Genomic DNA, 23,688 nt, shown 5'->3' with positions numbered 1-23,688 from the left:
ACACTTTAACACTTATCCGCTAATAAGTAGGAGGCAAGCGCCTGTGAATTTATTGAAGCTGAAAATTATTGAGCTGCTCGACAAGCATAAGAAAATTACCCCCGTTGCCCACGAGCTGGAGCTCAAGCAGCCGACCATTACCTATCATATGAAAAGCCTGGAGCAGGAAATGGGCGTCAAGCTGTTCGAGGCGCGAGCGGATAAAATGCTGCTGACCGCACCTGGCAAGGCGCTGCTTCATTATGCGGTGCGCATCAATAAGCTGGCGCAGGAGGCCGAGCGCGTCGTTATGGAATATGGCAGCCTGGCCCGCGGAAAGCTGACCATTGGAGCGAGCTACGTCCCGGCCACCTATGTGCTGCCGGAGGTGCTGAGCGATTTTTCCAGGCATCATCCGGGCATTGAGATTTCCGTGCTGGTGAAGCCCGCGCCTATCATTAAGGAAAAGCTTTGGAACCATGACATTCATCTCGGCCTCATCTCCTCCGAGCCGTTCGAGCAGCCCTCCTTGTCCACCCATAGCATTTGCGAGGATGAGCTGGTCGTTATTTTTGCCCCTACTCATCATCTGGCAGCTTATGAAACGCTTAATCCGGGGCTTATTGCAACAGCCAATTTTGTGCTGCATGGCGAGCAGTCCAGTACGCGGGAAATGACGACGAGATGGCTGAACAATCACCGCATTGACCTCATCGGGCCAATTGAGCTCGATTCGATTGAAGCCATCAAGCAGACGGTGCAGCAGGGTGCACATATTGCTTTTATTTCGGAGCTTTCGGTACAGGAGGAGGTTCGAAAGGGACAGCTGCTCATGCGTAAAATCCCCAATACCCGCTTTCAGCGCTCGATTTATTGCTGCTATAACAAGGATCGCTATGACTCCCGGCTGACCGAACAATTTATTGATACCCTCCATAGAAGCTTTAAAAATTCTCCGACACCATCCATTAATTATTGGAAAAATTAACATAATCCGTTTCCATGCTTGATTCCTCGCGAACAATGGCTCCCTAAAGTATAGGTTGTAGGTCCATTATGAAGAGGAGATGAGATAATGAAACATTGGTTAACGAAAGCAGGAACGATGGTTTTGAGTGCGACGCTGCTGCTGTCGGCGTTCCAGGCGCCGGACACCGTACAGGCAAAAAAGCTGGAAGCGAATATGGTCCCATCCTATGAGGTCAAGCTGCTGCTGGATTCTACGCAGGTGTTGAACAGCAATTTGACGTTGAATTCCGCTGTTGCCTCCCAGTTCAATCTGACTACTTCGAGACAAACCAATGTGGAATATTTCGATACCAACAGTCTTGGTCTGGATGATGCAGGCTGGAACGCACGTTTTCGCAAAAAAGAGGATAAAAACAACTACGAGCTCACGTACAAAAAACGCTATGCTGTGCAAAACGGCAATATCGACGCCGCGCTGACGCTCGCAAACACAGAAGGCTTTGACATTACGGATGACAATTATAAAGCAGAGATCGATTGGGGCTACAGCAAGCAGACGCTCAGCATGTCCGTCGATAAAAAGGTGAGCCAATCGCTAAACGGCGCGCTCGGACTTCCCTCCGAAGCAGCCGCCCGCCAAATGCTGCTCGACGAGCTGCCAGGCAAGCTGAAAAACTGGGGGACAAGCAATTGGGGCAAGACGCAGCTGCAAAACTCGCGTGCATACGGCCCTATCCTCACAACGAAGCACACAGGCAATTGGAATGGCCTTGAGGTAGACGTTGAAATTTGGCCAATCCGCAATGCTGCCGGTACAGGCATTGAGCCAATCGTGGAAATTTCCTTCAAAACAGATGAATACAGCGTCGCTAATACGAACCGTACCGCACTCATTAACAGCTTGAACAACCTCGGCTGGCTCGTGCCGGCAGACGGACTGAAAACGCAGCTTGTATTGGAACGTTATTAAGACCGCAGCTCTAAAATGAACGCAAAGAAGACCGTATAGCCCCCCTGATGAAACAGGCCGGTTATACGGTCTTCTTGTTCATGAATCTATTCAATGATCGGCTCACTAAGCAAAGTGAAGTGGACTGGTTAGGCGCCGATTAAACTTCCATGATGATCGGAAGAATCATCGGCTTTCTTTTCGTTTGCTCATATAAAAATCGTCCGAGCGCGTCTTTTACATTAGATTTTAGCGTCGTCCATTGGTTGACGTTGTCGCTAATTGATTTAGTAATGGTGCGGGATACGATGCGGCCTGCTTCGTCGAGCAGACCTTCCGATTCACGTACATAGACGAAACCGCGCGAAATAATATCCGGACCTGATTTAATCGTTTTGTCCTGCTTGCTGATCGTTACTACGACAACGAGAATGCCGTCCTGCGACAAATGCTTGCGATCGCGCAATACAATATTGCCGACATCGCCAATACCCAAGCCATCGATATACGTATTGCCAGACGAAACTTTGCCCGCTTTGCGTGCTTGGCCATTCGCAATCTCGACCACCTCGCCATTATCGACAAGGAAAATATTTTCCTTCGCAACGCCTACTGCTTCAGCGAGCTTCTTGTGGTGAAGCTGCATCCGGTATTCGCCGTGAATCGGAATAAAATATTTCGGAGCCATCAGGTGAAGCATCAGCTTCAGCTCTTCTTGGCTGGCATGGCCGGATACGTGCATGCCTGTAGCAGCGCCCTGACCGTAGATAACGTTCGCGCCAAGGCGGAACAGCTCGTCTACAGTACGGCCAATGCTCCGCTCGTTGCCTGGAATCGGCGTAGCGGAAATAATGACTGTATCTCCTTCCAGAATTTCAATCTGGCGGTGATTGGAACGCGCCATGCGCGTAAGCGCCGACATTGGCTCGCCTTGGCTGCCCGTGCACAAAATGACGACCTGATTGTCAGCATAACGGTTCACTTCATTCGTTTCAATAAGCATACCGTCAGGAATATTCAAATAGCCAAGCTCAGAAGCAATCGTAATCATATTGACCATACTGCGGCCAATAATTGCCAGCTTGCGGTTCGTTGCAACACCCGCGTCGATAACTTGCTGCAAGCGGTATACGTTCGATGCGAACGTTGATACGATAACACGGCGCTCTGCTTTGCGGAAAGCGTCTATGAAGTTCGCTCCGACGTTTCTTTCCGAAGGCGTGAAGCCCGGACGCTCTGCATTTGTACTCTCCGATAGAAGCGCCAGTACGCCCTTGCGGCCAATTTCAGCCATGCGGTGAAGATCAGCATGGTGATCATTAACCGGCGTCTGATCAAACTTGAAGTCGCCTGTGTGTACAACGACACCTTCAGGCGTATCCAGTACAACACCGAGGGAATCCGGAATACTGTGGTTTGTACGGAAGAAGCTTGCAGTTAGCGTCCCGAATTTCAGCTCGGATTCCGCATGAATCAGATGTCTTTCCGTAGCTCCCAGCAGGCCAGCTTCCTTCAGCTTGCCTTCGATCAGTCCCATTGTCAGACGACTTGCGTAGACAGGCAGGCTAAGCTGCTTCAAAATATAAGGTAATCCACCGATGTGGTCTTCATGGCCGTGCGTAATTAGCAGCGCTCTGACCTTGTCCTTGTTCTCGATTAAATAAGAAATGTCCGGCACGATAATATCGATGCCCAACAGCTCTTCATCGGGAAACTTGGAACCGCAATCAATGACAATAATATCGTTAGCGTATTGTACTGCGTACATATTTTTCCCAATTTCACCTACGCCGCCCAAGGCAAAAATGGATAGTTTGTTTTCTGTTCTGTTATTCAAAATAATCCTCCTATTTTATAAGACTGACGACGATTAATATACCTCAAACTAAAAAGATCCGAACCAGTCACTTGTCACCATTATAGCACGAAAATTTAATAAAAAGGAAATAGGCTTATTCGCCGTTTATTCCTTGTTCATTCGACCCAAAATGTAAAGCAAACCCTTAACAAACATTCCCATAAAAGCCGATGCGGCTACCGTGCATAAATTCAGCCCGTGAATATAAATAACGAGCAAACCTCTGGATGTCGCTTCTTCGGATAAGGGGAACAATAGCCCCAGCCCATACGTTAAAATGACTGTAAGGGGTATCCATAGTACCGGAATAAATAGCGGAAAATACCAATAGAGTCCGCTAAAGCTTCGAACGATGGCTATCGTATAAAGCACGCCAATCAGGATCAGCAATGTGACTACACCATGCAAAATCGTCATGCTGTAAGCCGTCGCATAATACAAAGTATTGCCGATTAACGAGAAAATTAAGCTAAGAAGTGTTACCCTCCGCATAGCAGAGCTGAACGACGAGCGATATTCCTTGCTCATTACGGCTTTACAATTTCAGCGATTACGTTAAGTAAGACGTCCATTTCCTCATCCGTACCGATACTTACCCGCAAATAATGATCGATGCGAGGCTGCTTGAAATACCGGACGAGTACGCCCTGCTCGCGCAGCTTTTGAAAAAGGTGTTCCGCCGCTTGGTCAGGATGGGAAATGAACAGGAAATTGGCTGTGGAATCGGTCACGACAAAGCCGAGTTCCCGCAGACGCACAGCCGTCTGATCCCTAGTCTGATTCACTTTGGCCGTAATCTCCTGGAAATAATCCTCATCTTCTATAGCGGCAACAGCACCGGCAAGCGCTAAGCGGTCGATCGTATAGGAGTTGAATGAATTTTTCACACGGTTAAGACCATCGATAAGCTCTTCACTGCCAATCGCCCAGCCCACACGCAAACCCGCTAGTGAACGAGACTTCGACAGCGTCTGAATAACGAGCACATTCGGATAATCAGCAACTAGCTTAACGGCCGATTCGCCGCCGAAATCAATATAAGCCTCGTCAATGATGACCACTTGATCGCGGTTATGCTCAAGGATTGAGCGGAACTCGTCAACCGGGACAAGCATCGCTGTCGGAGCATTCGGATTGGGAATGACGATGCCGCCATTTTCACGCGTATTAAATTGCTCCAGAGGCATGCGGAACTGCTCATCTAGTGGAATTAAATCTGCCTGCAGCCCGTAAAACTCGGCATACACTTTGTAGAAGCTGTAAGTAATATCGGCAAACAGCACCGGCTTAGCAGGATCGAAGAACGCCGCGAAAGCGAACGCCAGCACCTCATCAGAGCCATTACCCACAAAAACCTGGCTTGGGGAAACCTTAAAATAAGAAGCTAGCGACTGCACAAGCGCTCCGCTCGTCGGATCAGGGTATAAGCGCAAATCCTCATTAGCCGCCGCTTGGATCGCCTCAATCACCTTCGGTGAAGGTGGATACGGGTTTTCATTCGTGTTGAGTTTAATATATTGCTTATCCTTTGGCTGTTCGCCCGGCACATAAGGTACTAGCGATGCCGCAAGTGGGCTCCAGAACTTACTCATGAGTCAAGCTCCCTTCTTTTCGATTAACGGCCCCTGCCGTTTGTCCGCTTTATTCATCCTCATTCAGCATAAAACATTTTGATGCCGAATGCATCCACTAATTTGCGATTATGCCAATGACTAAAAAAGGCAATACAAGAATCATTACAAGTATGCTTATAGCTACCATAATAATTAATGAAACGCCAAGTGCGCGCCAAGCCGAAAACTGATGGGCCTCGCCGACCGCATGCAGCATAATAATGAACACCCATATGCTCAAAACAATTTTGATCATAGCGAACAGCAGGCTAAGAGTCATCAGCACGCCGCCTGGAAGGTCAAGCCCTGAGGCCAGTCCACCCGAATATACAAGCGTATCGGCAAAGCTCCTTCTTCCTAACAGCACAAACTGCGGAATCCAGAGCAGTCCGATTAATACGGAAGGAGCCAACACGCCACGGGCAAATGCAATGTACATCTGATGCCTGGTGGCAGTACCGCCGAACCATGAGCCCACCCATCTATACAAAACGCCGGATAAAAATAATCCTCCGATTCCAAGCGGTGCGCCAACTAAAACCGCCAGCAGCAATATCAAGCCCGAATAAATATGATTACCCCACTCATTATCCGCGCCGGTATCCAAAAACTGAAAGATGCCGCTGAATAATGCAATCATAACAAGCGGCCAGAATGGTCCCGGATGTTTGAGAAAATGCCTAACCGTCTGACGGGGATGAATCCATACGCGAAACCAATATTTCCAATTTCCTTGCTGCATCATTTTTCCCCTTTCGTTCTTTCTCCAACGCGGAGCCCCATAATAATCAAATCGCGCTCCACCCCATCCAGCTCCGCCACTTTCGGCATGTACGCCCATTGTTCAAAGCCGAACTTGCCGAGCAAGCCAAGGCTAGGAGCATTGTGGGCAAAAATAAAGCCGAGCAGCGTCCGAATATGCAGCGCCGGACATGCCTCAAGCGCATGCTTAAGCAGCAAGCTTCCCAATCCCCGTGCACGATGCTGCTCCGCTATGTAGATGCTGATTTCGGCTGTCGCCTGATAAGCAGGGCGCCCATAAAACGACTGAAAGCTGAACCAAGCCAGCAGCTCTCCGTCCTCTTCCACCACCCAAAGCGGCCGAGTATCCGGCGCATGCTCGTCAAACCACGCCTGCTTCGCTTCCACCGTTGACGGCTCCAAATCCGCTGTCACCTGGCGCGACGCAACCGTTGAATTATATATAGCTACAATGCCGGGCAAATCCTCTTGCACGGCATCGCGAATTCGATACGTTTCCTCTGCCATAAACCGCTCTCCTTAGCGTCATAATATCACCAGTTTAACACAATACGCGCAGCACATCGTCGATTTTTCGATGATGGGACAGCACGCCATAATTCATCCACGACAAAAAATCGACCTCATACACGCTGCCGTTGCGCACAGCGGGCAGCGACCGCCAGAGCGATGAATGCAGCAGCTCGATCTGCCTGCCTGCAGCCAGATCAATCGTAATAAACAAATGGTCAGCGTCAAGCAGCGCCAGCTCCTCCATCGTCAGCTCAACAAACCGCAGCCCTTTAGCCAGCTTTTCTACGAGCGAATGCGGGCTCAGTCCTAAATCGCGGTAAATCACCGGGCCGGTGTAGCCATGGTCAGGACCGCCATATAATTGCACTCTATCGGCTGACAAACGCAAACAGGCGACCGTTTGCCGCTTCACCGCCCGCAGCAGCTTCGCTTTTGCGGCTGCCGCTTTATTTTCATAATCAGCAATAACAGGGCTTACTTCCTCAGCCTTCCCGAGCAAATCCGCAATGCTGTGCAGCGTTGTACGCCATTCCTCGCCTTTATAGGAAAGCTGAATGCTTGGTGCAAGGCTGGCGAGCTTGTCCATGCCCCAACGTTCAATGCCTGTATCCATCAAAATAAATTCCGGTGCAAAGCCAGATAATGTCGCTTCGTTATCGGTGACCACATTAAATTCTGGCACATCATCGAGGCCAAGATATTCCTGGCGCCCCCAATGATCGTGGGTGAATTGCATAATAGGCCTAACGCCAAGCGCCAGTAAATAATCTTCTATGAACGGAGCAAAGACCCGAATATTTTCCCGCTGATGGCGGCGATATTGACCCGGTGTAAGGCCAACCGACTGCTTGAAGCGGCGGCTAAAATAATATTCATTGCTGTAGCCGACGCTTTGCGCGATGCTGAACAGCCGTTCATCCGTGCTTGCCAGCAGCTTTTTCGCCTGCTCCACACGTACGCCATTCAAATAATGCAGCGGAATTTCGCCCGTCAGCTCCTTGAATAGACGGGAATAGCGCCAGCGCACGATGCCGGCATGGTCGGCAAGCTTGTCTACCGACAGCTCTTCCCGGAAGTTTTGCCGAATATGGGCAATGGACTGCTCCATCGCTCGCCTTTCGCCGCTTTCTGTGCGCAGAGGCAAGTTTTGCTGCATGATGAACAATAAAAGCTGCTGAAACCGGATATCATGACGGAAAGCCTCCAGCTCGTCCTCCAAGTCCCGCTTATCATGGAGCGCCTGCAGCTCACTCAAGCAATAGGAGAAGGGCTTGCAGGATACCTCGCCCAGGCATGGAAAGGAGGCTTCCCCCGATTCCGCTCCAATTCCATCAAAGGCAATATAGCAGAACGACAGCCCCTCTTCTCCGCCCTCAAATCCGCCAGCTGCAAACTCCATCCTCTTACCCGGGCCAAAAATAAAACAGGAGCCACGGCTCAGAGCATGCCGCTCGCCATTTACGTAAAGCGTTCCCGTTCCTCCCATCACTATCATGATGATATGTTCATCAACGGTGGGCAGCACCTGCTCCTGCCCATTTATTACGTTCCTATATTGTATCGCAGCCAGCCTATAGAAAATCGCATGACGCAGCTGCGGCTTATTCCCCTCGTTGCTCATTCATATCCCCCTTAGGATGTTTTGGCAAACAGCACGCGTTATGCCCGCACATGCCGAAGTAAATGAGAATGATTTTCACAACTAGTATAAATGAAAAAAGAAAGCCCATCAATGCACCGATGGGCCTTCCTCTTCATTTCTTTAATTGCGCGCTTGCCAGGGGCGCTGCTTATTTCACGAACATTTTCAAAATATCATCCATTTTCATGGAATTTGCTGTTATGCCACCGGACTGCCAATAAGATCTCTCCACCCGGTGTACATGCCCTGCCTTCACTGCGGGAATAGCCTTCCACATACTGCTGTCCAAAAGCTTCAGCGCTTCCTGATTTTCAGGTGAATCCCAAGTGCCGTTGGACAATAAAAGAATAATGTGGTCGGCATCCAAATCCGGCAGGCTTTCCTCTGATAAAACCTGTTGAAATTCTTCCATTTCCTTCGACCATGTATTTGGCGTAAGACCCAACTGGGAGTATAGAGAGCCAATAAAACGGTTGTTCACACCGAACAGCGCGAAGGTACTATCATCGACATTCAAACGCATGACCGCTACGGACTCATCACCAAGCGCTGTATTGAGCTTTTCCTTGGCATCGTCTACTTTCTGCTCGTAAGCATTAATCACAGCTTCTCCCTGTTCCTTCATATTCATTACATCTGCAATGTTGGTCAAAATCGCTTTAGAATCATACAAAATATTTTCTGGCAGCCGGTAGGTAGGCGCTATTTTAGAAAATAAATCGTATTTGGCCTTGTCTGCCCAGCCGTCCAATATAATCAAGTCCGGCTCCATATCAAGCAGCACTTCAATATTGCCCGTAATATCAAACGTCGGCAAATCCAGCTTCAAATATTCCTGCGTTCCCCAAAGCGGGTGATACCACTGGACAACTGGCGTTACGCCAAGCGCCGTCAAATAGTCCTCCAAATAAAGTGCCACTACGCGCTTCGGATGCGCCGGAACCGTTACCTCGCCAAACTCGTCCTGGAGCACTCGCGTTTCCGCTTCCTGCTTCGCAGCTGCCGACTCATCCGTTGCCGCAGGAGATGGGCTAACAGCGGCCGCTGCATCGCCAGCCTCCGTATTAACAGCTGTCTCGCCTTGCGAACCGCAACCCGCGAGCGCTATGATAACGGCTAACGCCAGCAGCGTGAGCACCGTCATTTTACCCTTGAACCTCTTTTTCCCCCATTGCATCATCTTTATTCGACTCCCCTTTAAATCAGTGATTATCATTATCAAATGACGAGATCAAGTGTAGCCTATCCTCCGCCCTGCCTTCAATGCACATACGCTACAATTTTCTTATACAAACGCTATCGCCACGGCCTATTCGCCTTGCTCCCATCCAATAGCCCTCTATCCATTCCCTGCAAAATTTTTGTTAAAAACATGCATTTATGGGCATTCAGCCGCGCTTTCATATGACATATGTCATATAGCTGAACTGACGTTTATGACTTATGGCGCATGACGTTTTTCTTTACAATATAAATATAGCTAGCAGGATGCAGGCACCTTGAACAAAGGACGTACATCCCGTTATTGAAGGAGGAGCTCCATTATGGATCAGAAAGCCAAGCAAGTGAGCTTGAAAAAGAGCCTTGCCCCTTACGAAAAAGTGAATATGAAAACCAGCATACAACAATTAATCAATACTTTACTCCCACTCGGCTTTTTCTGGTACGCGGCGTATGCCGTCATGCCAATCTCCTATTTGCTCACGATCGTTTTTTCCTTAATTACTGCAGGCTTTGTCATCCGGACCTTTATTATTTGCCATGATTGCTGCCACGGTTCTTTCTTTAAGAGCAAACGGGCAAATGCTATCGTCGGCACGATAACAGGGATCATTACCCTCGTCCCTTTCCAACAGTGGAAATACAGCCACTCCATCCATCATGCAACGAGCAGCAATCTCGACAAGCGTGGTATTGGCGACATTTGGATTATGACCGTAGATGAATATATTGCAGCAACGCCTTTGCGCCGTCTTTTCTATCGGATTTACCGCCATCCAGCCGTCATGTTTGGTCTTGGCCCGATTGCCGTGTTTCTGATCCAATACCGTTTCAACCGTAAAGGCGCTAGACGCCAGGAACGCCTCAACACGTATTTGATCAATGTTTCGATTGTTGCTTTATATGCAGGTCTTAGCTGGCTTCTGGGCTGGCAGGCTTTTGTCATGGTACAGCTGCCCGTTATGTTTCTCTCTGGACTGTTCGGCATTTGGCTGTTCTACGTCCAGCATCAGTTCGAAGATACGTATTTTGAAAATGAAGATGAGTGGAGCTACGTGAAGGCAGCCGTCGAAGGCAGCTCCTATTACAAGCTTCCCCGTCCATTGCAATGGATTACCGGCAACATTGGCTTCCATCACGTGCATCATCTGAGCCCGAAAGTGCCTAACTATTATTTGGAGGATGCGCACAACTCCTCTGTTCCCCTTCAGCAGGCAACGACAATTACGCTTAAAACAAGCTTGACTGCCTTGCGTTTCCGCCTGTGGGACGAAGAGAATAAAATGTTCGTCAGCTTTAAAGGCTTGAAGCACCGTCTGCGCAAGCCGCGTGCGGCAAGCACCAAGCTCGATACTCGGCGCGTAGGCTAGCAGGTACGAAGATACAAACACGAAAGAGGCTGCGCGGAACCAAATGCGCGAGCCTCTTTTATGTTAAAATAGCTTCAAAGCAGCTCTTATTGCTGCAACAGCGATGTAAAAAGGCGGGACGCATATGCAAAAGTGGCATCATATTTTTCATAAAAACACGGGAATCAGCCCCTATGTATGGGTCGTTTTCTACATCCTGCCCTTCTACTTTATTTTCCGCAACTCATCGCCCTACCAAGCGACGTCCGGCATTGTGATGATCGTTTTATTTTTCATCTGTTATATGCTCTCCTTCGTATCCAAGGGCTGGCAGGTTTATTTCTGGACCAGCATCCAAATTATTATTTCCATTGCGATGACGCTCATGTTCGGATATGTGTATTTCTCGATTTTTCTCGCTTACTTTATCGGCAATATCCAGAATCGCATCGGCTTCTTTACGCTGTATTCCATTCATATCGTCACGACCTTCCTGAGCATCAACTTTGGGCTGGCTGTGCAAAATCCGGTCTTTCTCGCGCAGTTCCCCTTCGTGCTCATTAGCTTGATCGGCGTCATTCTGCTTCCGGTCAATACGTACAACCGCAACAAGCGGGACAAGCTGGAAGGCGAGCTTGAGCATGCCAACAAGCGGATTTCAGAGCTCGTCAAGCTGGAGGAGCGGCAGCGGATCGCCCGCGACCTGCATGATACGATCGGACAGAAGCTGTCGCTCATAGGTCTGAAAAGCGATCTGGCAGGCAAGCTGATGCAGAAAAATCCCGCCAAGGCGCAGGAAGAAATCGATGATGTGCGCCAAACGGCGCGCACGGCTCTCAAGGAAGTACGGGAGCTTGTTACGGAAATGCGTGGAACACGGCTTGAGGATGAGCTTTTTCGGGTAAAGCAAATTTTGAAGGCTGCCGATATTCAGCTTCTGGTAGAAGGTGATCCGGCGCATACCGACACTTCACTGCTTGCCGAAAATGTCGTCAGCATGTGCCTTAAGGAAGCTGTAACGAATATCGTCAAGCACAGCTCCGCCACCAAGTGTCTGGTCGAGATTGAACCGACCCGCACAGAGCTCATTGTCCGCGTTCAGGATAATGGCACAGGCATTGCTACAGGCGGCAAGGAGTCGCGCAGCTATTACCGGGGAAATGGCCTTAGAGGCATGAAGGAAAGACTGGAGTTTATTAATGGCAGCCTGGACATTATTTGCGGAGACGGCACGATGCTCGTCATAAAAGCGCCCAATGTCGTCCAGAAGCCGGAAAAGGAGCCCACACTATGATAAGAATTGTTATCGCCGAAGACCAGCGAATGCTGCTGGGGGCGCTTGCTTCCCTGCTTGATCTGGAGGAGGATATGACCGTGGTTGGCAAAGCTGGCAACGGCGAAGAAGCGATCACGCTCGTCCAGCTTCACAAGCCGGACATTTGCATTATGGACATTGAAATGCCGGTCAAGAACGGGCTGGAGGCAGCGGAAGAAATCCGCCAGCTAGGCTGCAAGGTGATCATTTTGACCACCTTCGCCAGAAGCGGCTATTTCGACCGTGCGCTAAAGGCCGGCGTGTGCGGCTATTTGCTCAAGGACAGCCCTAGCGAGGAGCTGGCGAGCTCCATACGCAGCGTCATGACAGGCCGCCGCATTTATGCGCCCGAGCTGGTAGACGACGCCTACGGGCAGGAAAACCCGCTCACCGAACGAGAGAAGGAAGTTCTCGGCCTCATCGCCGACGGCAAAAACACGAAGGAAATCGCCGACCAGCTTTATTTGACCAATGGCACCGTGCGCAATTATATTTCGGTCATTTTGGATAAGCTGGGCGTGAGCAATCGGATTGAGGCGATTACCCGTTTCAAGGAGAAGGGCTGGTTTAAATGAAAAAGCATGTTCTTTCCCGCAATTGCGGAACGGAACATACTTTTCAAGCGTTGGCCGAGCTTAGCTTGCCGTTTGGCCTCTTTTATTTTTAAAAAGCTGGCACAACCGCCACGCCGTATTTGTCCTGAATGAACTTTTTCACCTCGGGCGATACGAGCACCGCATCCAGCTTCTTGATTTCTTCGCGGTTCTCATCCCCGCTGCGGACGACGATAATGTTGGCGTAAGGCGATTCTGCATCCTCGCGGAACAGCGCAGTGTTCGGATCAATGCCAGCCTCCAAAACCAGGTTCGTGTTGATGATAGCGCCATCTACGTCAGGCAATACCCTTGGCAAAGTTGCCGAATCTACTTCCTCAAACTTGAGATTTTTAGGATTGTCTACGATGTCTTTCGGCGTTGCCTCATACGTATTTTCTAGGCCTTCCTTCAGCTTGATCAGCCCTTGCTGCTCAAGCAGCACCAGCGCCCTGTATTCATTCGATGGGTTGTTCGGAATCGCAATGGTTGCGCCATCTGCAATATCATCCTTCGCTTTCAGCTTCTCGGAATAAAAGCCAATCGGCTCGACATGCACCTTCGCGGTTACTGCAAAATCATACCCCTTCTCCCCTTTAATCGAGTCCAGATACGGAACGTGCTGGAAGTAGTTTGCATCGATCTGCTTCTCAAACAGCGCAGGATTGAGCTGGCCTTCATCATCGAGCACAACGATTTCCAAATTAACGCCCTGCTCCTTTAGCAGCGGCTTAACAAACTCCAAAATTTCAGCATGCGGCACTGGAGCAGCGCCTACTTTAAGCGTCACTGCCTCTTGCGGGGCTGCCGAAGCGGAAGCTTCCGTCGACTGGGTTTGCTCGGCAGGGCTTGCAGCTGCGCTCGCTTCCGTCGAGATTGCCGGGGCATTATTGGCTGCGGTGCCGCAGCCCGAGACGATAAGGCTAAACATAAGAATAAGGGCGGATATAAAGGTCCATTTCGTTGTTTTCATGGTTACACTCCTGCTTTCTCTATTTAGGTTTGAGGGCCGCTATAGCTACCCTAGATGACGCTTTTTCAAAATCGCTTTAGCTACGCTATCGCCTGACAACTGAATCGCCTGCACTAACAAAATAATGACGATAACAGTAGCAATTAAAATATCTTCGCGGAACCGCTGATAGCCGAAGCGGATCGCCAGACTGCCAAGTCCCCCTGCGCCAATCGCTCCTGCTACCGCTGTAAATTCCGTAATCGCAATGACGGCGATGGTCATCCCCCGCACAAGCGCTGGAAGCGCTTCGGGAATCAGCACGCGGAATATAATGGTTAGCGGCGTCGCTCCCATCGCTTTGGCCGCTTCTATTTTGCCCGCGCTCACCTCCTTTAAGGAGTTTTCAATGATGCGGCCCAGAAACGGCGAGGCCCCAATCGATAAAGCGACGATGGCGGCTGTCGGGCCAAGCGAGGTGCCTACGATAAGCCGGGACAAGGGAAGCAGCAGCACGATTAAAATAATAAAAGGCAGCGAGCGCACGCCATTAATCGCCGTTCCCATGATTTTATGGATGATCGGCGCTTCCAATATACCCCCTTTCTCGCTGACGACGAGTGTAATGCCTAGCAAAATGCCAATGATTAAAGCAAATACCGAGGACCAAGCGACCATATACAGCGTCTCCAGCAGTCCCTCCCATAGCAGCTCGAACAGATCATCTCTCATATTCCTGCTCCCAGCCCCTCCATGATCGACCGTTTGTCGCGGTAATAATCGATGATGCTGACGAACCGCCGGGCGGTGTAGCTGACGGGGTTCATAAACAGCTTGTCGACCGTCCCTGTCTCGACGATAGAGCCCTGCTCAATAACCGCCATATGGCGGCAAATATGCTGAAGCACATCCAGCTCGTGTGTAATTAAGACAATGGTCAGCTTCAGCTTGCGGTTAATATCCTGGAGCAGCTCCAGAATGGAGTAGGTCGTCTGCGGATCGAGCGCCGAGGTCGCCTCATCGCTGAGCAGCACATCCGGCTCATTCACAAGCGCCCGGGCAATGCCCACCCGCTGCTTCTGGCCGCCGCTGAGCTGGGACGGATACATATGCTCCTTGTCGGTCAGCCCAACCAGCTCCAGCATCTCCCGCACGCGCTCCCGAATGAACGGCTTTGGATAACCGGCCACTTGAAGCGGAAACGCGACATTTTGAAACACATTTTGTGAATCCAGCAAATTAAACTGTTGAAAAATCATTCCAATCTTGCGCCTGGCCAGCCGCAGCTCCTTGCCAGACAGATCCGTCAGCACCTTGCCGCCAATTTCGATCGAGCCCGAATCAGGCTCCTCAAGCCGGTTCAGACAGCGGATCAACGAAGATTTGCCTGCCCCGCTAAAGCCGATAATGCCGAATATATCCCCCTTATCAATCGTCAGGTTAATGTCATTCAAGGCGGTAATCGTGCTGCTTCCGCTTGTATAGGTTTTGTGCAAATCCTTTATGACGATCATGCGGAAAAACTCCTCTCCTCCCTGATAAGCAAAAACGACTTCGTCGTCCTTTCGGGACGAGCGAAGAGCTTTGCCCTAGAATTCTAAACGGATATAAGGATGAAACTTATATATTCTTAGAATTCAAGGTGAAACGGCCGAAAGCCGTCCTTTGGCGGCGCGGCGCGTTTCAGTCCGAGAAATATAGAGAAAGGTTGGCGAAATCATATACTTTCCTATATTTAAATAAAAAAAACCAAACTTCAGCACCGTTCAATCTGCTCGGTGGAGAGTTTAGTTTCCAGTGTTCTGGTCAACTAATTATGGGCTGATCGCCCAAAAACCAACTATTCCTATTTGATTTATAAATTTAAAGCAATTGCCCGGCGGTGTCAACTTCTTTTTTTGGCAATAATCGGGATTGACGCTAGAAATTGAAGGTGATAAATTAAAACAAACTATTCCACCCTGTTCACTTATATTATGCATATTTATCGAGGAGGAGCTTGACATGTCCCAACAAACTACGGGAAAAAGGCGGCAAATAAAATTATCCGCTTATTTGGTTGGCACAGGCATGCATGTGGCGGGCTGGCGCCATTCCTATGCACAGCCGGATGCGAGCATCGATATCGACTATTACCGGAAGCTCGCCCAAACAGCTGAGCGCGGGAAATTCGACATCGCTTTTATCGCAGACAGCCTGGCGATTAATGAGCAGTCTCATCCAAACATACTAAACCGGTTCGAGCCGATCACACTGATTACAGCTTTAGCATGCGCCACGACGCATATCGGCGTAGTCGCCACCGCCTCAACCTCTTATATTGAGCCGTTCAATCTGGCTCGGCTGCTTCTGTCTGCCGATCAGATCAGTAAGGGGCGGGTTGGCTGGAACATCGTCACTACACGGGATCTGTCAGGGAATACGGCGCGCAATTTTGGCCGGGATGAGCATTTCGAGCATAGTCTTCGCTACAGGCGGGCGGAGGAATTTCTCGAGGTTGTGCAAGGGTTATGGGATTCTTGGGAGGACGATGCCTTCGTCCGCAACAAGGAATCAGGCCAGTTTTTCCACAAGGAGAAGCTGCATCGGCTTCAGCATCAAGGCGAGTTTTTCTCGGTGGAAGGCCCGCTAAATATTAGCCGCTCGCGGCAGGGGCATCCTGTGCTCGTGCAGGCCGGAAACTCTGAGGCCGGACAGGATTTCGCCTCGCGAACGGCGGAAGTCATTTTCTCTATCAAGCACAGTAAGGAGGAAGCGCAGGCATTCTACCAATCGTTTAAAGGGAAAGCCGCTAAATGGGGGCGCGCACCTGAGGATATATATATTTTGCAAGGTATATCGCCGATTATTGGCGATACCGAGGAGGATGCGCGTGCGAAGCTTAAGCAGCTGGAGGCGTTGATTACAGAAGAACAGGGCATCGGCTTTCTGGCGGATTATTTTCAGGCGATCGATTTCACTGGCTATACGCTGGAATCACGCGCTCGCGAGGTCGGGCTTGACCGCATTAAGCTGAACAAAACGGACTACCTCAAGCACCAGCCAGTTATTGCTAGGGAAAACCCGACGCTGCGCGAGGTTTATTCCTTTCTCACAGGCTCGTTCAGCGGGGATCATCTCGTCGGCACCGCCGAGAAGATCGCAGACACTTTGGAGGAATGGTTTACCGAGCAGGCGGCTGACGGATTTATGCTTATGGCTCCGCTGCTGCCGGATGGACTGGAGCTGTTTGTCGACCTTGTCGTGCCGATTTTGCAGCAGCGCGGCCTTTTCCGCACCGAATATGAAGGCGTTACCCTGCGGGAGCATTTCAACCTGCCGCTGCCACGCAATCGCTTTACTAAAGCAACGAGCCATTGATATGCAAAACCGCCGCCCCCAGGTAGAGCTAAGGGAAGCGGCGGCGATTTGTTTATTTGGGACTGGGGAACGGTTATGCAAGCCCTTCGTTAAAGCTGCCGCATAGCTGAAATAGCTCATCCGCTCGCGCAAGCTGTTCCAGCCAATGCGAGGGAATGGACGACAGACCATAATAGATGCCCGCAAGACCGCCTGTTACCGCACCTGTCGTGTCCGTATCCTCGCCCAAGTTAATAGCGCGAAGTACTGCTGCGGCGTAGCTGTCGGTCGTCAGCAGGCTCCAGATGCTGGCTTCCAGCGTGTGCATGACATAACCTGACGAAGCAATGCTGTCCTCCTTAAGGCTTGCCAGCTGCCCGCTAAGCAGACGTTCAAAACGATCCAGATAGCTGTTGCCCGCATAAAACAGCTGGATTGTCCGATTCGTTGCCGCATAACTATCCTGCGGGCTGTGGCCCTTCAACAATTGCACGGCGTACTCCGTGTAATAGACGCAGGCCATAATCGATATAGGATGCCTGTGAGTTAGCGACGAAACTCTGCCAACCGCAGCCGATCGTTCCTCTATGCCAGCATCAAGCATCCAGTAGGCCATCGGCAAAATACGCATCAATGAACCGTTGCCATTGCTGTATTCGCCGCTGCCGCCTGCCAACTCAGGCTCTGCCCCACGCGCAAGCCGATCAATCGCCTCGCTAGTCGCTATGCCAATATCGAACACCTCGCCATGCGGCGTCCAGCGCTCGCCCCGCTTCCATTCCACGAAGCGGCTCGCAATATCATGCACCTCTACGCTTTTGCAATAGACAAGGCTCTCCACCAAACATAAGGTTAAGGACGCATCATCCGACCAAGTGCCTGGCGGCTGCTGATGCGAGCCATAACCGACCATGTCCGTTAAAGGTGCTTTCTCTAGCGTCTTCCGATTGCAAAACTCCACAGGAACGCCTAATGCATCCCCGACACAAAGCCCTATTAATCCTGCTTGAATAGATAGATTCATTTCGTAAACCTCCTGCTGCTGCCAGCTTGGTCTAGCGGTATCTTAAAGCTGCTTCGCCTACTTCCCAACAAGACCATTATGCACAAGCCCGCGAAAAAAAGGCAAATGCTGCGGATAGCATGCAATGAGGTATGGCTCCCTGCTCATGCCTGTGAATGGCCTGCCGTCATAGTCGGTAATGATGCCGCCAGCCTCGCGCACCATAAGCATCCCCGAATAAAGATCCTCGCCCTCCGAGTTGTACAAAATAATCGCATCCAAATCACCCTTCGCCAGCATGCTCCATTGCAAGGTAGGCGCCCACAGCCGCATCATTCGCTTCGTGTTCGCATCAATATGCTGGCGCAGCCTGACTGCTCGCTGCTCCTGCTGTACTTTATGCCCTTGAATCCAGCCGACCGTCGCTCTCTTGAAGGGGCGCGGCTCGCCCATTCGAATGATTCGCCCATTGCAGCGAAAACCGCCGCTCGCCACCGCCTCATACAAGCGGTCCGTCAGCGGCTCATAAATGACCGCCATAACCGCTTCGCGCTGATACATGAGCGTTATGGATACGGCAAATAACGGCATCCCGACCGCGAAATTATTCGTCCCATCCAGCGGATCAACCAACCACAGCCAGTCACTGGCGAATCGATTGTCTCCAGCCTCCTCCGAAATCACTTGATGCCCCGGAAACGCCTGCTTAATTTTGCCCAAAATGATCGCTTCCGCCTGATGGTCGGCTTCGGTCACCAAGTCGCCGGAGTCGTCTTTATGCTGAAAGGCACTGGAATCCAGCTTTTCAAAAAGCTTTTTCAGCAGCGCTCCCGCCTCCCTCGCCGCCAAAACTGCCACTCGCTGTGCTTCTCTTACGATCGTTGTATCCAAATGTAATCCCCCTATTTTCGTTTATTGGTTGAACTGGACACCCCGCCGCATCTAAGAGGACAAAACAAAATCCTTCTTGCAGATCAGAAGGATTTCATGGTTGAGATTATCTTCGGACTGCCATTTCGAATGGAGGCAATGAATCCAAACGGCACCTACGTATTGTTGTTTTGATCAGGGCCTGTAGGCAGATTGGGCAGTGGAGGCGGCGTCATATTGGATTGCGGGCTCGTGCTTCCAGAGTTGAACGGGCTGTTGATTGGGCTGCTAGTTGGGCTGCTGGACGGGCTAAAATGGGACTGTGGCCCCGGCGCATAGCCGTTTCCTGCTGGTCCCTTCGTTAAATCCAGCTCTGTCTTCTCTTCAACGATCAGCTCCAAGCCGCCGAATTTCTTGGCCAATACGCCATACAGCAAAGCGATAAGCATGCTAATTGCACCGTAGATACCAATTAGAAAAACCGGCATTAACGTATAGGTTATACCGAGGATCAAGACGGTAGGCTCCCCAGTAATCAACCCTACCATTAACATTCCAATTCCTAATAAAAATAAAAGGGCAGAAGGAATAATCATCATATACGCCGTCGCTTTAAAAGCACTGACCGTACCTATCCCTTTAATTTCCAGTTTTTTCATCATTTCAGCTCCTAGTTATGTTTTTGTGCTTTCTTTTTTTCGCAGCAGCCACTAGGTAAAATTCACCAAAAAGTGACAAATTCCTTCTTGCAGCTCAAAAAAAGAAAAAAGCCGCGAACACCACCCATAAGGCAGGCATTCACGGCTTATCCTATTGCTCGATCGCTGTCATTATGCTTTCGCTGGATCGAAAGAGCTTTTCAGCGAAACGATGCGGTTGAAAACAAGCTTCTCTGGCGTCGTATCCTTCGGATCCACATTGAAGTAGCCGTGGCGGAAAAACTGGAACTTCGCCTGTCCTTCGGCATCCTTCATGTTCGGCTCTACGAAGCCTTGAAGCAGCTCCAGATTGTTCGGGTTGATGCATTCAAGGAATGGCTTGCCATCCTCTTCTGCTTCATTCGTAATCAGAGGCTCGAACAAGCGGAAGTCCGCAGGAACCGCCTGTGACGCTTCAACCCAGTGAATCGTGCCCTTCACCTTGCGGGCGTTAAAGCCCGAGCCGCTTTTCGTTGCCGGATCGTAGGTGCAGCGAAGCTCAATCACGTCGCCGGCTTCATTTTTCACAACCTCTTGGCAAGTAATGAAATACGCATGCTTCAAGCGCACCTCATTGCCAGGGAACAGACGGAAATATTTATTGGGCGGGTTTTCCATAAAATCGTCCTGCTCAATATAAAGCTCGCGGCCAAACGGAATTTGGCGCATGCCCATTTCTTCGTTCTCGGCGTTATTTTCTGCATCCAGCAGCTCGGTTTGGCCTTCCGGATAGTTCGTAATGACGACTTTGAGCGGTCGCAATACAGCCATCGTACGAAGCGCCTTAAGCTTCAGGTCCTCGCGGATAAAATGCTCCAGCATCCGCTCATCGACCGTGCTGTTCGCCTTGGCAACCCCGATTTCGCGGCAGAAGGCGCGAATCGCTTCCGCTGTAAAGCCTTTGCGGCGCAGACCGCTGATCGTCGGCATTCGTGGATCATCCCAGCCGGTTACGACTTTCTCGTCGACAAGCTGCTTCAGCTTTCTTTTGCTCATCACGGTATTGGTAACGTTCAGACGGGCGAACTCGTATTGTCGAGGCACCGCCGGCATCTCGCATTCGGCAATCGCCCAGTCATAGAGCGGACGGTGATCGGCGAACTCCAGCGTACAGATGGAATGCGTAATGCCTTCAATCGCATCGCTGATCGGATGCGCATAGTCGTACATCGGGTAAATGCACCACGCATCGCCAGTCCGGTGATGATGGGCATGAGCGATGCGGTACAGCACCGGATCACGCAGATTGATATTTGGCGAAGCCATATCGATCTTTGCTCTCAACACCTTGGAGCCGTCAGGAAATTCTCCGGCACGCATACGGGCAAACAGATCGAGATTTTCTTCTGCGCTGCGCTCACGATAAGGGCTGTTTTGCCCCGGCTGCGTCAGTGTTCCACGAGTCTCACGAATTTGCTCGGCAGACAAGTCGCATACGTATGCTTTGCCTTTGTTAATGAGCAGCACCGCCCGGTTGTAAAGCTCTTCGAAATAGTCCGAGGCAAAATGAAGCTCGTCCCAATCAAAGCCCAGCCACTTCACGTCCTCTTGAATGGAATCGACGTATTCGGTATCTTCCTTGACCGGGTTCGTATCGTCAAAGCGCAGGTTTGTTCTGCCTTTGAAATCGTCAGCCAGCTCAAAATTCAAACAAATCGACTTCGCATGTCCAATATGCAAATAGCCATTGGGCTCCGGCGGAAAGCGCGTCACGATTTCCTGGACATGGCCGGTCTTCAAATCTTCGCTCACAATATTTTTTATAAAGTTAGAGGATGACAGCTTTGTGTCCACGTTGTTTTCCATTGTGACCAACCTTTCCCACGAAAAATAGATATCTTTCTATAATACACAAAATCCCGCAAAATTATAAGATCATCGGGCCGGATAATAAAATAGATGGCATGTGATCAACCTTTGTTTTCATAGGTTCTATTAATCATGTATTTGCTCGCGGCACGGCGTGCGCTGCCAGAGGCTGGGGCAACCTGAACGGATGGTGAAGACATCATGACTGGGAAGCCGATCGTTATTTTTCCCTACAGCCGTTTTGGAGCGTTCCCGGCGGCGGAGCGCGACTGGCTGGCTAAGCTCGGAAAACAGCGCCAAATCTATATGGTCGCCGAGGATGCGCTCCCTGACTGGGCAATCACCGCAGCTATTGCTCCCCTATCGCTCGCTCGTCTGCCTGAGCTGGACTTTGACAGCACTTGCGCGCTTGTGCTCCATCCTTGCTGGACGCATATAGCAGCACCGCTGGCAACGCGATGCCTGATTGCCTACTTTCCCGATTCAGAGCCCCAGGAAGAAGAGCGATGGCGCTCCTATCGCAGTTGGCTGTGCGCGCGGGCGACGCTCGTCATTGCCTATACGGAGGCATTTTATTTGGAGCAGGCCTTTTGCCGTGATGATGTTTTTCTGCTTGATGGTACCGACGAAACGTCCGATCTGCTGGCGAGACAAGCGATTGAATGGCATTTGGACGGCTATGCCTCGCAGACGCTCATACGGCTGCAGCAGCGCTACCGTGCGATTTGGCATGAGGAGCAAGCCGACAAGACGCGTGCGGCTGGCCCGTCCGCTGCAGGAAGAGAGCGGCTGGCGGATCAGCTTTTTTCCCATGCGTTATACCGTTACTTAACCGGCGAAAGCTTGCGAGCGCAGGGCGAGCTGCTCGCCGCCTTCGAGCTAGCTGTGCTGGATGGGCGCGAGCAGGCGCTGCAGCATATTTATCGGTTTCGTTCCGCCACGCAGCTGGAGCTGGGATTGACGGATGATGCGGTGCGCACCTATCTGTACACCGCGCTCACCGAAGAGGAGCAGCAGCAGGGCGAGCAGCTGCTCCGTTGGATGGACGGCGGCAAGCGCCTATTAGCTGAGGCGCTGCTGTACCGGCTCAACGATGATTATCGCTCCGCGATTGCCCTGCTTGAGCCGCGGCAAGCCGATCCGGAAGCCCGTAGGCTGCTGGCCGAGCTTTATTTGCAAAGCGGCAGACTGGAATGTGCCTACCAGCTGCTGGCGATGGAACCGCCGGGGAGCATAGCTGAACGCGAGCAGTTTCAACTGATGACCAGCACGGTGCTGCTGCTGCAGGGCAAGCGCCATGAAGCGATTCACAGCTGCCTTATCGCGGCGGAGACTAACAACGAAGCGCTTAGCAGCATCATTGAACTCGCCAGGCTCGATAGCATCGTAATGGAGCAGGCACACCATCGCGGCAGGGAGGTTCAGCCATGAGCGGCTTGGGGCCATTTCGTATCCCTCGCAAATTATCAGGCAATAAGCTGACCGCTATCATGCAGGTACGCAATGAGGAAGGCCGTTATTTGGAGACGCTGCTTGCGGACCTGTCCAGCTTCGTTGATGAAATTGTCATTGTGGACGATGCCAGCACCGATGCAACCGTTGCGATATGCAAAGCCAGCCGCAAAGTCGTCAAACTGGTAGAAAATGAGGAGCGGTTGTTCGGATGCGAATGGCGGCTGCGCCAATTGCTCTGGCGCGCAGCCGAAGAAACCGAGCCGGATTGGCTGCTTGCGGTCGATGCAGACGAATTTTATGAGGATGCCGCCAAGGCTGAGATGAGGAGCCTGATAAATCAGGGCGAGTACGACTGGTTTGCTTTTCGAAAGTATGATTTCTGGGGTTCAGCAACGCATTACCGGGAGGATGCCTTGTGGAATTCGCATCAACGTCCGACGGTGGCGCTCGCTCGCTACTTGCCAGGCTACCATTATGCCTACCCGCAATGGGCACAGCATGCGCCTCGTCTTCCACTCACCTGCAGCGCGCTTCCCGGAGCACAGACCGAACTGCGGATCAAGCATTTCGGCTGGGCAGGAAGCGCGGAGGAGCGCCTTCGTAAATATGAGCGGCATATGCAGCTTGACCCGGATGGCAAATGGGGCAATCTTGCCCAATATGCCTCGATTCTTGATCCGAACCCCCGGCTTGTTCGCTGGGAGGAGCGAGGGAAATCAAAGGGAGAATGACGTGGGCAGCCTAGCTCCAAATCATTGACGCTATGAAGGATTTTCGGCTGTCTTTCCCTGGCTTTAAT

The 23,688-nt window shown here is 50.9% G+C and carries 22 protein-coding genes; 8 read left to right on the top strand and 14 right to left on the bottom strand.

The features are described from left to right. Window positions 1-43: 43 nt before the first annotated feature. On the top strand, window positions 44-967 hold the full coding sequence (locus tag ABEW34_RS16645) for a LysR substrate-binding domain-containing protein (RefSeq protein ID WP_430160296.1): 924 nt from the start codon (window positions 44-46) through the stop codon (window positions 965-967). A gap of 87 nt (window positions 968-1,054) precedes the next feature. Next, window positions 1,055-1,918: a hypothetical protein gene (locus tag ABEW34_RS16640; protein ID WP_430160295.1), complete on the top strand. Its 864-nt coding sequence runs from the start codon at window positions 1,055-1,057 to the stop codon at window positions 1,916-1,918. A gap of 139 nt (window positions 1,919-2,057) precedes the next feature. Here the strand turns inward: ABEW34_RS16640 and ABEW34_RS16635 are convergent, their stop codons facing one another. From ABEW34_RS16635 to ABEW34_RS16605, 7 genes are all read right to left on the bottom strand, one after another. Further along, window positions 2,058-3,734: a ribonuclease J gene (locus ABEW34_RS16635; protein ID WP_046231290.1), complete on the bottom strand. Its 1,677-nt coding sequence runs from the start codon at window positions 3,732-3,734 to the stop codon at window positions 2,058-2,060. Between the two features lie 126 nt (window positions 3,735-3,860). After that, window positions 3,861-4,283: a hypothetical protein gene (locus tag ABEW34_RS16630; RefSeq protein WP_430160294.1), complete on the bottom strand. Its 423-nt coding sequence runs from the start codon at window positions 4,281-4,283 to the stop codon at window positions 3,861-3,863. Beyond that, window positions 4,283-5,347: a histidinol-phosphate transaminase gene (hisC, locus tag ABEW34_RS16625; RefSeq protein ID WP_430160293.1), complete on the bottom strand. Its 1,065-nt coding sequence runs from the start codon at window positions 5,345-5,347 to the stop codon at window positions 4,283-4,285. Before hisC ends, ABEW34_RS16630 begins: the two co-directional genes overlap by 1 nt. Window positions 5,348-5,444: 97 nt before the next feature. Continuing rightward, window positions 5,445-6,110 (bottom strand): YIP1 family protein, encoded by a 666-nt coding sequence (locus ABEW34_RS16620; RefSeq protein ID WP_430160292.1) that lies wholly within the window; start codon window positions 6,108-6,110, stop codon window positions 5,445-5,447. Continuing rightward, window positions 6,110-6,637: an N-acetyltransferase family protein gene (locus tag ABEW34_RS16615; protein WP_430160291.1), complete on the bottom strand. Its 528-nt coding sequence runs from the start codon at window positions 6,635-6,637 to the stop codon at window positions 6,110-6,112. The genes ABEW34_RS16620 and ABEW34_RS16615 overlap by 1 nt, the downstream gene beginning before the upstream one ends. 34 nt (window positions 6,638-6,671) lie before the next feature. Then, window positions 6,672-8,264, bottom strand: a complete 1,593-nt coding sequence (locus ABEW34_RS16610; protein WP_430160290.1) for a helix-turn-helix domain-containing protein — start codon at window positions 8,262-8,264, stop codon at window positions 6,672-6,674. Window positions 8,265-8,433: 169 nt separating this feature from the next. Continuing rightward, window positions 8,434-9,465 carry an ABC transporter substrate-binding protein gene (locus ABEW34_RS16605; protein WP_430160289.1) on the bottom strand — a complete coding sequence of 344 codons (1,032 nt, stop codon included), beginning with the start codon at window positions 9,463-9,465 and terminating at the stop codon, window positions 8,434-8,436. A gap of 364 nt (window positions 9,466-9,829) precedes the next feature. On the opposite strand from ABEW34_RS16605, the gene ABEW34_RS16600 reads away from it, so the two are divergent. The 3 genes from ABEW34_RS16600 (at window position 9,830) to ABEW34_RS16590 (ending at window position 12,745) form a co-directional block, all read left to right on the top strand. Next, the gene (locus ABEW34_RS16600) at window positions 9,830-10,876 is read left to right on the top strand and encodes a fatty acid desaturase (RefSeq protein WP_430160288.1); all 1,047 of its coding nucleotides are present in this window, start codon (window positions 9,830-9,832) and stop codon (window positions 10,874-10,876) included. A gap of 124 nt (window positions 10,877-11,000) precedes the next feature. Further along, complete coding sequence (locus tag ABEW34_RS16595) at window positions 11,001-12,149, top strand: sensor histidine kinase (protein WP_056036684.1); 1,149 nt, start codon at window positions 11,001-11,003, stop codon at window positions 12,147-12,149. Then, window positions 12,146-12,745, top strand: coding sequence for a response regulator (locus ABEW34_RS16590; RefSeq protein ID WP_430160287.1), 600 nt, complete (start codon window positions 12,146-12,148; stop codon window positions 12,743-12,745). The genes ABEW34_RS16595 and ABEW34_RS16590 overlap by 4 nt, the downstream gene beginning before the upstream one ends. 88 nt (window positions 12,746-12,833) lie before the next feature. On the opposite strand, the gene ABEW34_RS16585 is transcribed toward ABEW34_RS16590, so the two are convergent. Genes ABEW34_RS16585 through ABEW34_RS16575 form a run of 3 tightly spaced genes read right to left on the bottom strand, consistent with a single transcriptional unit; the run spans window position 12,834 to window position 15,229 of the window. Beyond that, a complete protein-coding gene (locus ABEW34_RS16585; RefSeq protein WP_430160286.1) occupies window positions 12,834-13,736 on the bottom strand; it encodes a MetQ/NlpA family ABC transporter substrate-binding protein in 903 nt (300 codons plus the stop codon). A gap of 45 nt (window positions 13,737-13,781) precedes the next feature. Next, entirely contained in the window at window positions 13,782-14,447 is a 666-nt protein-coding gene (locus ABEW34_RS16580) for a methionine ABC transporter permease (RefSeq protein ID WP_430160285.1), read from the bottom strand. After that, the gene (locus tag ABEW34_RS16575; protein ID WP_430160284.1) at window positions 14,444-15,229 is read right to left on the bottom strand and encodes a methionine ABC transporter ATP-binding protein; all 786 of its coding nucleotides are present in this window, start codon (window positions 15,227-15,229) and stop codon (window positions 14,444-14,446) included. Before ABEW34_RS16575 ends, ABEW34_RS16580 begins: the two co-directional genes overlap by 4 nt. Before the next feature lie 490 nt (window positions 15,230-15,719). On the opposite strand from ABEW34_RS16575, the gene ABEW34_RS16570 reads away from it, so the two are divergent. Further along, complete coding sequence (locus ABEW34_RS16570) at window positions 15,720-17,075, top strand: LLM class flavin-dependent oxidoreductase (RefSeq protein WP_430160283.1); 1,356 nt, start codon at window positions 15,720-15,722, stop codon at window positions 17,073-17,075. A 73-nt stretch (window positions 17,076-17,148) separates the two neighbouring features. On the opposite strand, the gene ABEW34_RS16565 is transcribed toward ABEW34_RS16570, so the two are convergent. The 4 genes from ABEW34_RS16565 to ABEW34_RS16550 all read right to left on the bottom strand — a co-directional run bounded on the left by ABEW34_RS16565 (window position 17,149) and on the right by ABEW34_RS16550 (window position 21,431). After that, the gene (locus ABEW34_RS16565) at window positions 17,149-18,078 is read right to left on the bottom strand and encodes an ADP-ribosylglycohydrolase family protein (protein WP_430160282.1); all 930 of its coding nucleotides are present in this window, start codon (window positions 18,076-18,078) and stop codon (window positions 17,149-17,151) included. 57 nt (window positions 18,079-18,135) lie between these two features. Next, window positions 18,136-18,948 (bottom strand): inositol monophosphatase family protein, encoded by an 813-nt coding sequence (locus ABEW34_RS16560; RefSeq protein ID WP_430160281.1) that lies wholly within the window; start codon window positions 18,946-18,948, stop codon window positions 18,136-18,138. Window positions 18,949-19,103: 155 nt separating this feature from the next. Next, window positions 19,104-19,586: a hypothetical protein gene (locus tag ABEW34_RS16555; RefSeq protein ID WP_430160280.1), complete on the bottom strand. Its 483-nt coding sequence runs from the start codon at window positions 19,584-19,586 to the stop codon at window positions 19,104-19,106. A gap of 171 nt (window positions 19,587-19,757) precedes the next feature. Then, entirely contained in the window at window positions 19,758-21,431 is a 1,674-nt protein-coding gene (locus ABEW34_RS16550; protein ID WP_430160279.1) for a glutamine--tRNA ligase/YqeY domain fusion protein, read from the bottom strand. A gap of 204 nt (window positions 21,432-21,635) precedes the next feature. Here ABEW34_RS16550 and ABEW34_RS16545 point away from each other — a divergent pair, with 204 nt between their 5' ends. Together ABEW34_RS16545 and ABEW34_RS16540 are read left to right on the top strand one after the other, a co-directional pair. Further along, window positions 21,636-22,865 carry a hypothetical protein gene (locus tag ABEW34_RS16545; protein ID WP_430160278.1) on the top strand — a complete coding sequence of 410 codons (1,230 nt, stop codon included), beginning with the start codon at window positions 21,636-21,638 and terminating at the stop codon, window positions 22,863-22,865. Then, window positions 22,862-23,620 (top strand): glycosyltransferase, encoded by a 759-nt coding sequence (locus ABEW34_RS16540; protein WP_430160277.1) that lies wholly within the window; start codon window positions 22,862-22,864, stop codon window positions 23,618-23,620. The genes ABEW34_RS16545 and ABEW34_RS16540 overlap by 4 nt, the downstream gene beginning before the upstream one ends. Window positions 23,621-23,688: the final 68 nt, after the last annotated feature.

Source organism: Paenibacillus algorifonticola (genome assembly GCF_050481745.1).
In the GTDB taxonomy this organism is placed as follows: Bacteria; Bacillota; Bacilli; order Paenibacillales; family Paenibacillaceae; genus Pristimantibacillus; species Pristimantibacillus algorifonticola_A.
The sequence above is the reverse complement of the archived record's forward strand: the minus strand, read 5'-3'. Positions and strand labels throughout refer to the sequence as shown.

Coding starts and splice junctions, on each gene's coding strand:
- ABEW34_RS16640 (WP_430160295.1), top strand. CDS start 1,055: ATGAAACATTGGTTAACGAAAGCAGGAACGATGGTTTTGAGTGCGACG.
- ABEW34_RS16630 (WP_430160294.1), bottom strand. CDS start 4,283: ATGAGCAAGGAATATCGCTCGTCGTTCAGCTCTGCTATGCGGAGGGTA.
- hisC (WP_430160293.1), bottom strand. CDS start 5,347: ATGAGTAAGTTCTGGAGCCCACTTGCGGCATCGCTAGTACCTTATGTG.
- ABEW34_RS16620 (WP_430160292.1), bottom strand. CDS start 6,110: ATGCAGCAAGGAAATTGGAAATATTGGTTTCGCGTATGGATTCATCCC.
- ABEW34_RS16615 (WP_430160291.1), bottom strand. CDS start 6,637: ATGGCAGAGGAAACGTATCGAATTCGCGATGCCGTGCAAGAGGATTTG.
- ABEW34_RS16610 (WP_430160290.1), bottom strand. CDS start 8,264: ATGAGCAACGAGGGGAATAAGCCGCAGCTGCGTCATGCGATTTTCTAT.
- ABEW34_RS16605 (WP_430160289.1), bottom strand. CDS start 9,465: ATGATGCAATGGGGGAAAAAGAGGTTCAAGGGTAAAATGACGGTGCTC.
- ABEW34_RS16600 (WP_430160288.1), top strand. CDS start 9,830: ATGGATCAGAAAGCCAAGCAAGTGAGCTTGAAAAAGAGCCTTGCCCCT.
- ABEW34_RS16595 (WP_056036684.1), top strand. CDS start 11,001: ATGCAAAAGTGGCATCATATTTTTCATAAAAACACGGGAATCAGCCCC.
- ABEW34_RS16590 (WP_430160287.1), top strand. CDS start 12,146: ATGATAAGAATTGTTATCGCCGAAGACCAGCGAATGCTGCTGGGGGCG.
- ABEW34_RS16585 (WP_430160286.1), bottom strand. CDS start 13,736: ATGAAAACAACGAAATGGACCTTTATATCCGCCCTTATTCTTATGTTT.
- ABEW34_RS16580 (WP_430160285.1), bottom strand. CDS start 14,447: ATGAGAGATGATCTGTTCGAGCTGCTATGGGAGGGACTGCTGGAGACG.
- ABEW34_RS16575 (WP_430160284.1), bottom strand. CDS start 15,229: ATGATCGTCATAAAGGATTTGCACAAAACCTATACAAGCGGAAGCAGC.
- ABEW34_RS16570 (WP_430160283.1), top strand. CDS start 15,720: ATGTCCCAACAAACTACGGGAAAAAGGCGGCAAATAAAATTATCCGCT.
- ABEW34_RS16565 (WP_430160282.1), bottom strand. CDS start 18,078: ATGAATCTATCTATTCAAGCAGGATTAATAGGGCTTTGTGTCGGGGAT.
- ABEW34_RS16555 (WP_430160280.1), bottom strand. CDS start 19,586: ATGAAAAAACTGGAAATTAAAGGGATAGGTACGGTCAGTGCTTTTAAA.
- ABEW34_RS16550 (WP_430160279.1), bottom strand. CDS start 21,431: ATGGAAAACAACGTGGACACAAAGCTGTCATCCTCTAACTTTATAAAA.
- ABEW34_RS16545 (WP_430160278.1), top strand. CDS start 21,636: ATGACTGGGAAGCCGATCGTTATTTTTCCCTACAGCCGTTTTGGAGCG.
- ABEW34_RS16540 (WP_430160277.1), top strand. CDS start 22,862: ATGAGCGGCTTGGGGCCATTTCGTATCCCTCGCAAATTATCAGGCAAT.